Origin of the sequence: Chromatium okenii (assembly GCF_016583745.1) — a bacterium.
Classification (GTDB): domain Bacteria; phylum Pseudomonadota; class Gammaproteobacteria; order Chromatiales; family Chromatiaceae; genus Chromatium; species Chromatium okenii.
This window is the reverse complement of sequence record NZ_NRRQ01000058.1, coordinates 1-8,518: the sequence shown is the minus strand read 5'-3', so window position 1 is coordinate 8,518 and position 8,518 is coordinate 1. Positions and strand designations below refer to the sequence as shown.

General features: G+C 44.5%; 10 protein-coding genes and 2 pseudogenes. 2 read left to right on the top strand and 10 right to left on the bottom strand.

All coding sequences use genetic code 11. From position 1 onward, the window contains the following. Together CKO12_RS13635 and CKO12_RS13630 are read right to left on the bottom strand one after the other, a co-directional pair. Positions 1-202 (bottom strand): hypothetical protein (locus CKO12_RS13635; RefSeq protein ID WP_200155234.1); only part of this gene is annotated, 202 nt, incomplete at its 3' end. A gap of 323 nt (positions 203-525) precedes the next feature. Next, positions 526-1,308 (bottom strand): ProQ/FINO family protein, encoded by a 783-nt coding sequence (locus tag CKO12_RS13630; protein WP_200155274.1) that lies wholly within the window; start codon positions 1,306-1,308, stop codon positions 526-528. Between the two features lie 80 nt (positions 1,309-1,388). Here CKO12_RS13630 and CKO12_RS15440 point away from each other — a divergent pair. Further along, positions 1,389-1,464: pseudogene (locus tag CKO12_RS15440) on the top strand (transposase); the annotation flags it as partial. A gap of 172 nt (positions 1,465-1,636) precedes the next feature. Here CKO12_RS15440 and CKO12_RS13620 read toward each other — a convergent pair. From CKO12_RS13620 to CKO12_RS13595, 6 genes are all read right to left on the bottom strand, one after another. Then, positions 1,637-2,350 (bottom strand): hypothetical protein, encoded by a 714-nt coding sequence (locus tag CKO12_RS13620; protein WP_200155272.1) that lies wholly within the window; start codon positions 2,348-2,350, stop codon positions 1,637-1,639. Beyond that, on the bottom strand, positions 2,347-3,633 hold the full coding sequence (locus CKO12_RS13615; protein ID WP_200155271.1) for an SPFH domain-containing protein: 1,287 nt from the start codon (positions 3,631-3,633) through the stop codon (positions 2,347-2,349). Before CKO12_RS13615 ends, CKO12_RS13620 begins: the two co-directional genes overlap by 4 nt. Before the next feature lie 178 nt (positions 3,634-3,811). Continuing rightward, on the bottom strand, positions 3,812-4,195 hold the full coding sequence (locus CKO12_RS13610; RefSeq protein WP_200155270.1) for a hypothetical protein: 384 nt from the start codon (positions 4,193-4,195) through the stop codon (positions 3,812-3,814). Positions 4,196-4,627: 432 nt separating this feature from the next. Further along, positions 4,628-4,990 (bottom strand): hypothetical protein, encoded by a 363-nt coding sequence (locus tag CKO12_RS13605; protein WP_200155269.1) that lies wholly within the window; start codon positions 4,988-4,990, stop codon positions 4,628-4,630. Positions 4,991-5,079: 89 nt separating this feature from the next. Beyond that, entirely contained in the window at positions 5,080-5,577 is a 498-nt protein-coding gene (locus CKO12_RS13600) for a hypothetical protein (RefSeq protein ID WP_200155268.1), read from the bottom strand. 97 nt (positions 5,578-5,674) lie between these two features. Continuing rightward, the gene (locus CKO12_RS13595; protein WP_200155267.1) at positions 5,675-6,130 is read right to left on the bottom strand and encodes a hypothetical protein; all 456 of its coding nucleotides are present in this window, start codon (positions 6,128-6,130) and stop codon (positions 5,675-5,677) included. An 86-nt stretch (positions 6,131-6,216) separates the two neighbouring features. Between CKO12_RS13595 and CKO12_RS15435 the strand changes: the two are divergent. After that, positions 6,217-6,604 (top strand): annotated as a pseudogene (locus CKO12_RS15435) (IS1 family transposase); the annotation flags it as partial. A gap of 320 nt (positions 6,605-6,924) precedes the next feature. Here CKO12_RS15435 and CKO12_RS13590 read toward each other — a convergent pair. Next, entirely contained in the window at positions 6,925-7,458 is a 534-nt protein-coding gene (locus CKO12_RS13590; RefSeq protein WP_200155266.1) for a hypothetical protein, read from the bottom strand. Further along, positions 7,448-8,137, bottom strand: coding sequence for a recombinase family protein (locus CKO12_RS13585; RefSeq protein ID WP_200155265.1), 690 nt, complete (start codon positions 8,135-8,137; stop codon positions 7,448-7,450). Before CKO12_RS13585 ends, CKO12_RS13590 begins: the two co-directional genes overlap by 11 nt. Between the last annotated feature and the right edge of the window lie 381 nt (positions 8,138-8,518).

Here is an 8,518-nt window from a genome sequence, read left to right as displayed (position 1 = left end):
TTTTCCAGCCACCTTTACCGTTCTCCTGTTTTTTCTGTGCCCAGAACGCAGTAACACCATACGCTGGGCGCGGGTGCAGCAAATCGAAGTGCTCTTGTGCTGTGAGCAGCTGTGACGGGAACGACTCCTCCTGCGCTTCAGGAACGCATTCAGTGTTGAGGAAATCGTTGGTTTTCAGTATGTGTGCTATGCCAAGTGCCATGTGGGCTTCCTTGACGCAATCACTGAGGCTCTTGTCACTTAGTGCAGTTCGTGTAAACTTGAGCCTTGGTTGACGCCGGTTTTCTGTGTGTTTTTGCTATTGCTGTTTACAGTGTTAGCGCGGCGTTGATTGCGTACAGTGAAGGCAAAACCAGTAACTTGCTTAGGGTCGTTTGGTTTAGCCGGTTAAAAGAATTTAGTATGTTATAAAAAAAGCCGGTTCATTACTGAATCGGCTTTTTCACGTGTTGAATATGATTTTTTATCTAACATCATTTCTTAATCCTCTGTAGTGTTATTTTTAATATAACAGAAATTGTTATTTCATTGATCAGGCACAGTTGCCTTCACCTTCTTTTCAAACACCTGTAACGACGCTTCTTCCAACATCACAATCGTTCCCGCATCACTGCCAACTTGTGTACCCAGCTTGCCAGTCATTGCAGCAACCCATTGTGTCCAGTCAACTTGTGCCTTTTCCAGCTTCTTCCAGACCTTCGGCTTCAAAGTTGTCACCACCAACGCAGTGTCAGTCTGAACACCAATCTTCATCCCTGACTTAACGATAACCGGTTGAGGCAGTTCAGTAAACTTCACTGTTAATTCAAGGCGACCGCTCACTATACTCTCCGGGGTCAAGGGTGCGTCAAGTGGTGGAACGGGTTTCGGTTCCTGTACTGCCTTGGGCTTCTTTACCTTCTCAATCTTCTTTATCTTAACCGGTTTGGGCTTGAGTGGTATAGCTAAACGTTGCGCAGAAATCAATGCCAGCCTCGCACGCGGACTGTCACACTCAGCTTCAGTCACCTCACCAGCAGGTTGTCCCTGTAGGTCAACCCGTACTGCTCCCTGCTGTATTGATTGAAGATAGCGGATGCGTCCGCAATAACGACCCAACACATGCTTGATGTCAGACCGTTTGTGACCAGCCTCGATCAAGTCCTGGTGAATCCTCAACTTCAGTGGACGCGGACGAGCCAGATCAAAGCAAGCCGGATACAGTGCGATGATGTCGAGCTGTGGTGCCAACCGGGTCTGCACTGGGATTGTATCAGTGTCTGGCTCGTTGGGTTCGTCTCTTGGCACTGATGGCTTCAAGTCATCCATTCGTTTGATTTGATTCAAGTTTGTTGATTGTAATAATCGTTATAATACATCAAGTTCCTGATGAAGACATTCTTGGAGGTATAACACTGTTATTTCTTTCGCCTTATTCGCCAGACCTTAATCCAATAGAACAAATATGGAAATCTATCAAGCGTGATGTCTCTGTTAACTTCATCGCTTCTTATGAGAATTTAAAATCAATCATTTCCGATTCTTGGAATGAATTTAGAGATTCCTTAAGTTATGCTAGAGGTTGGATGGAGTAGTTTACCCCTTTGCTATCTATAGCTAGTTTTGCAGACAACTATAATTGATGACACGCCCTAGGCTATAGTTTAAACAGCCTTACGGCCTCTTCACGCTGCTTCAATAGCGTCTGAATTTTTGCGAGTTCACCAATTATCACCTCTTTTGAACCCTGTCCCTCCGAGCTTGCCTTTATCAACGAAGTGGCAATTTCCTCAAGCCTAGAGTGAATACTTAAAGAGCTTTCTGGTAGCACTGGATCGCTAAAATGTACAGCTTCAGCTAAACGCAGTGCTTCCTTGGACGCGTCGGGACAGGATGATGAGATATTAGCGATTTCATTGAGCGCCACTTCCAGGCGGATAAGCGCCTCTTTTGAAGCTATGTCTTGGTTTTCCAAGTTCCCGGAAAAAAAGGAAAGGATGGAGATTCCGCCTATCATAAAAAAACCGGCAACAAACCAGCCAAACTGCAACAAAGCATACTTTGCATAGGAGAGGTCTCCCACCAGCCAGAACAGAAACGCAACCAATCCAATTCCGACAGTGTAGATGAATATTCCCGTATCCAACGCAAAATAGGCGGGAAACGGAGCTTTGCTCTTTATTATCATCATTAGAATAGCGATCGCCAGAGAGAGAAAGATCGCAAAGCAAATCAGAGCCAAAGTGAGTGAAAACCGCTCATCCCGCATGGAATCAGGCACAAACTCGTACACTCCAAATCCCACAAGAATCAGCAGCAGGAAATTAAACAGTACCAGCCAGGAAGCCAATAGGTTGGTGTTTTTTGTCATTGCTCACCTCCCCGAAGTTTTCCGCATTCAGGGCAAAACTTTCCGTTTCCAATGTTTTCTGCCCCACAATAGGGGCATGGTGGGGGACCGTTGGCAAACTTCATCCCACATTCAGGACAGAATTTTACACCTGCTGGAATAGTGGAATTACAGTTTTGGCATTGAACAGGTAATGGTTTACCACACTGTGAGCAGACGCTAGACTCCAAGGCATTATCCGCTCCACAAAACGGGCAGGCGTGATATGGATCCCCACAATTTGGGCAGAACTTAGCTCCCTTTGGAATCATAGAGCCGCACTTGTCGCAGATGATCGTAATAGCTTCACTATTAGCATCTGAACTCTGCCTCTCAAACTGATCTCTTCCGCGGTTTGGGCAGTGCTCTGTGGGAGACTGGGGTTGCTGCATTCCCTGCCCCATATTCGCCATCATTCCGCCAAACAGATTGCCAACACCCATTCCCATTCCCATTCCCATTCCCGCTCCCATCATTGAAGAACCTACGCTATTGCCTTCGTTTCCAGCGGCCTTTTCCATTACCCCGTAACCGCGCTCCTGCTGATAGGTGTACCCTAGCGCCTCCATTTCAGCGCGTTTAGCCAAAGCAGCTTTAAGTTGTATGACGCTTGGATCTTCTTCAGGAATAGAAATGGAGTTGATGTAAAAATTTTTAAAGCAAATTCCATACTCATCAAAAGTGTTTGTGATTTCCTCTTGCGCTTTTTTGGAAAGTTCATCAAGGTAAACATTAACCGTGACGACCGATATTTGCTCATGAGCGAGATATTTTGATATGAGGCTTTTGACTTTCGTTAGGATTACACCCCTAAAGTGGCGCACCAGATCTTCCCTGCTAAACTCGTGTAGTGTACCGACCATCTTTATCAGGAATTTACGGCTATCCTGAATCTGCAATCCAAACTGCCCATTGGCACGTACTGGTATCAAAATTCGATACTTGGGGTCTTCAATCTGTATCGGACTTTTTGTTCCCCAGAGAACATCCAGCACATGTTGCTTATTAATAAACCAGACCTCAGCGGCAAATGGGCTTTTATTAAAAGGAAGGTTTACCAATTCGGCCAGCAGGGGGATGTTGGAACTTTTTATCGTGTAACGTCCCGCCTTGAATAGGTCAAGAGCGCGACCGCTTCGAAAAAAGATCGCCTCTTGCGATTCGTTGACGATTAATTGGCAGCCAAGTTGAAGTTCGCTGTTTGGGTACTTCCACACCAGCACATTGCCGTTTCCTTCAAACTTGATAACATTCAGCAAGGCCATAGACAACTCCTTATGGATCAATTGGCGAAAACCACCAACTTTTAAGGTATCCAGGCTCTTCTTCCAGCTTGCGCTCGGAACAAAGAGATTCTTCTTCGGAGAACAGCTAGGACAACAGATTCGCTCAACTCAAACAATTTTTGCGATAACGTGTTGTCGCTCAGGATGCGCTTAGCGACTAATAAATGGTATCGCAGTAGGGACAGACTCCTTTGCCTTCTTCAAGAACAACGTTGGCACCACAGTTGCTGCAAACGATTGTTTTTCTGTCTTTGACGATCGTTTGTTGCACTTCTTTAGGCTGAACTGTTACTGTATCTCTCGTGGTAACGCTTTGTTCAGACTCAACCTCAGGCTGGACTGATTTCGTTGTCGCAGGATCTACAATTTTAGTATCTTCCCTAGTGCTAACGACTTTGATAAAAACAACACTTGCCGTAAGTATAGCAAATAAAGGCCAAATGCTACTACCATCTATGGCTACTCCAACTCCAACAATTGCAACAAAAATTATAAGTGCATAAGCACTCGCTTTAATGAGCTTAAAAATTAACTCAATCATTGACTAATCCAATGCTCTCGTGTCTTTTGAAATTTCACCAGTAATGCAACTGGTGGGGAAATAATTTTATCCTCCCTAACCTGCATTGACAAGCTATTGTCAATGCCCGTCCCTGTTTTTGTCAAACCTAACCGTGCACCCGGCTAAGTACATTTCTCAAACTCAATGGGTGTAGGGGTGTGTCATCAATTGAACAGGACGCACATTGAGGTCATGTGCTCACCCGCTGTGACACCATATCTTTGACGCGCCCCCATTGGTCGTCGCGCTGGACATAGCGGCTTTCCTCAAGTGTTTGATCTTGATAGGCAAAAATTAGTCAATCTGGGAATTGATGACACGCCCTAGTATTGGGTATTAAACTTGGGTGCAACACTGCGCCAGAACCCGTTTTATGAGAACAACCCGGAAATGGCGAACTGACCGACCCTACTATTTATTTCTAAAACATTGATCCAAGACCTTTTTGTGAATTGGATGAGTCGGCGGAAAAAACGCCAATCTACTTTCAAGATATGAGGTCATTGCTGCTCGGTTGTCTTGAATGCGACAAGACTCCTTGGCGTTTTTGAGAATTTCTGCGATTTCGCTTTTTGTATGCTTCGGGTAACCACAATGTTTCACGATGTTTTGCTGCAAGCTGCCGAACTCATTCATGCAATTAGATGCTCCGCATTCACCGCGTGACCACATGAAGCTGTTCACATTTTCCGCGCATGATCCCCATGACTGAGCTGCAGATAGACCCGAAGTCGAAAGTGTCAGCGCAATGAAAGTTATGAGACGCTTGTTCATTTGGAACATTTCCTGAAGCTAAGCCGACCGCTGGAGCGTAGCGGAAACGGGTCGGCTCGAGCGCAATGTTTGGCTGATGTGGTTGATGCTTAATATTTCCATGTGCAATATCTTGGAAAAGATTGCAACTCTTCAATTGCGTTGGGATTTCCTTCCAATGCTTGTTTTGCAAGTTTTCCACATTTCGAGCTTGGTTTTTTCGTATAGTGTTGTGCCACATTGTCGGCACAAGCGCTACACAAACCCATGTCTTGAAATTTCTGCCTTGAGTAACCGTAGCTTTTTCCTGTATTAGGGCGGTTGTCTATACCGAGGGCTTCTTTGATAGCTTCAACTTCAGATTTCTTTACAAATCCGTTGTCAATTGAACTTTTAACTCCTTTTACGTTGCCTTTGCACAAATCGCTTACAACGTCCTCGTGATACCTGTTGTAGTAATCATCAGGCAATCTGGCTAGCTTAGCCAATTCTTCCATTTTTTCATGATAGTTTTCATTTCCGTATTTAACATCACTACATTTGACCCCCGCATTTGCTGAAAATGGAAGAAATCCAAATAAAAGGAAGAGTAATAAAAATCTCTTCATAGCAACTCCTTGGTTTCAAAAACGACCTAACGCCAAGCTCTGCTTCGGCTGGAGCACTGTGTTAGGCGATATTTAACGTGGTCTGTCCCCATTTCTTTCACTTACGCCTTTTTTGACTGCAAGCCATTAACGACTGAATCGCTTTAGCTGATCCCTTCAAGCTAAATTCAACAGTTTCTTGGCGTGCAATTTCGATACGCAAAAAACTGCCACTTGCTAAAGCATTAAGTTCCCTCGTCGAAATATCAGCAACCATGCCAGCAAAGTATTCTCCGCGAGTCGCATCTAGTGTCGATATGAGTGCGGAGTCAACGAATATACTGATTGGAAATGTATACCCGTGTCGATCCTCATACGGATCAATTTCCATAATTGGACCGAAGTTATCTCTTTGGGTTAGAATAGTGAGCTCAACTCCACTCTGGTTCTTTTCCGAAGCGTAACACGCTTCGCCCCAGTCCTCTTCACCGACGGTATAATCCCAAGCAAAAGCATTAAAATTAACGCCAAGCAAAAGACCGAGCAGCACAAAAAAATGTTTTTTGCAATTCATCGTAAATTTTCACCCGAGTCGTTCTATTTGGATAGTGCCAATATCAATAGGATAAAATCAAAGCGCTGCTACGCACTTGAGTTGGAATTGAGTGTGATGAAATGTGGTCATTCGTGCATAAACCCAAGAATAAACAATGGGGTTAGTTAGTGATTGACAGCAACACGCGTGAAATTGTTGGCGCGTACATTGGAGATAGAAGTGAAAAATCTGCCCGTGGATTATGGAACGCTTTGCCTCCTGTTTATCGCCAATGCGCAGTAAGTTATACCGATTTTTGGGCAGCTTATGGAATGATATTTCCATCGAAACGCCATTGAGCTGTTGGCAAAGAAAGTGGACAAACAAATCATATTGAGCGATTGAATTGTACGTTCGGCAAAGCATTTCTCGATCAGAGTAATTTGGTACTTTATACACTACTATAATACGCCACTATTGATCAAAAAAAGTAGATCGATTTTGCAATCATAATCCTGCTGATTAGGGCACTACCTTTACCTCATTTCATGGCTGCCGTTTACAAGAGCCTAACAGCTCTGGGTGCCCTGTTAGGGTTGACCACAACAGTTTCACCGATCAGCATTGAAAAACTGGCAGCAGAAAGAACCGAACGCTTCAAAAAACAGGTCTACAATCTCTCGGGTCTTGACACCGCTGGTAGATCGAAAAAAAGGCGATGTTACTCACTGTACAGGATTTCCAGCCTATTGTCCGCACATCTTGAACCAACCCACTAAAGTGGTATCAATCGCCGCTCTGCTCTGCTCACTGTGTAATAGCATCACAACCATTCACCTTTCACAATCACCCTCCGCTAATTGTTGACCTGAATTGATAAGTCGATTGATGTGACTCATAAACGACCTTGGTAAAGGTTCACCAACTTCTAATTGAATAGCATCGGCAATCTGTGCCCGTGTTAAACCCTCGCAGCGCAGCTTCCATGCCATCAGTTTGATGGTATCGCTATACTTCCCACCATTCTTCTTAACCTGTTGCTTAGACGCACTCAGATCAAAATCATTAACAGAATCAACAGGATTATCTGTGATAACAACAGGCTCAATTAAATTATCAGATAACTTATTGTCGTCAATATCAGGCAATTGATCGTGATGAACAGGCAATTCTTGTTGACAGTTATCAGATAATTTATTGATCACCTCATAAATTGCTGTTCCTAGATTAGGATCAATGGCTTGCAGACAAGTTGCGACTTCCGGCGACACCCAGACAGTGACACGCTTCCAACCCTCTTCTTTCCGCCGATCACGCAAACGTTGCTGTTGAATACGGTTATTATTGGTTTGTTGTCTATTGGTCATGTTTGAATCGCTCAGAATGGGTGAAATTGAGAATGTTCTTAATGGTCTGACGATGCCAATTCTTGCCTCTGGGCTTGTATCCTTGAGCAGTCAATACATCCGCAATCTTCTGTAATGATTGTCCGGTTTCCCGAAGTGTTTTAATCAATGTAATAATCTTTTGTTCAATCTCATCAATTACCAATTCTTTAGGATTCATTGGATTCAACTTGTATCCATAAGGAACAGTTCCAGTACGTTCTCCTCGTGATTTCTTTGCTTGCAATGCCGCTGTGGTACGGGCTTTGACTAAAAGAATTTCATACTCAGCAAAGGCATCCACAATCCGCCTCATCAATCGGTTGGTCGGGTCATCCCCTTCAGTGCCTTCACCCGCAACGCTGATGATCCTTGCTCCGCGCTTCTCAACTAGCCGTTCAATCATCGCAATCAAGACGGGATCACCCCGACACAGACGATCCCTTCGGGCAACCAGCAACACATCTCCGTTCTGCAATGAATCAAGTGCTGCTAATAGCCCGGGACGTTTATGAAGGGATACAGTTCCACTAATTCCTTCATCACTAAATACTGCATCAATCGTGGTCACAAAGGCACGGCATTGATCTAACTGAGCCGCAATCCCGAACTCCTGCCACCCGGTCGACGTTCGCAGATATACAATTGTTTTTGTTGACATTATACAGTTATCAGATAACTTCATACGTCACATGATAAGAATTATCTGGTAATTTATCAAACGATCTTTAACTGACACAAGTCATCAATGAAGATGAATAACAATGATGGCTATTCGATGAGGTCAATGAGGATGTGTTAAGCGGGAATGAGGAAAGGGTGATGTCGAAGTACGCCCGTGCGTTGACCCACAGAACAGTGCTGAGACAAGTGATAGGATGTGGGGGGCTTTACAACCCGATTCACTCGGTTTAGAGTGCTGTTGCTGGCTTCGAGAGCAGCTTCACGCCGGTCTACTCGGCGATGAACACTTGCTACCCTTTTGTGTAGCCGCCGTAACATCAGTCGGTGTCCTCCTGCTTACACAGGTATGGCTTTGAAA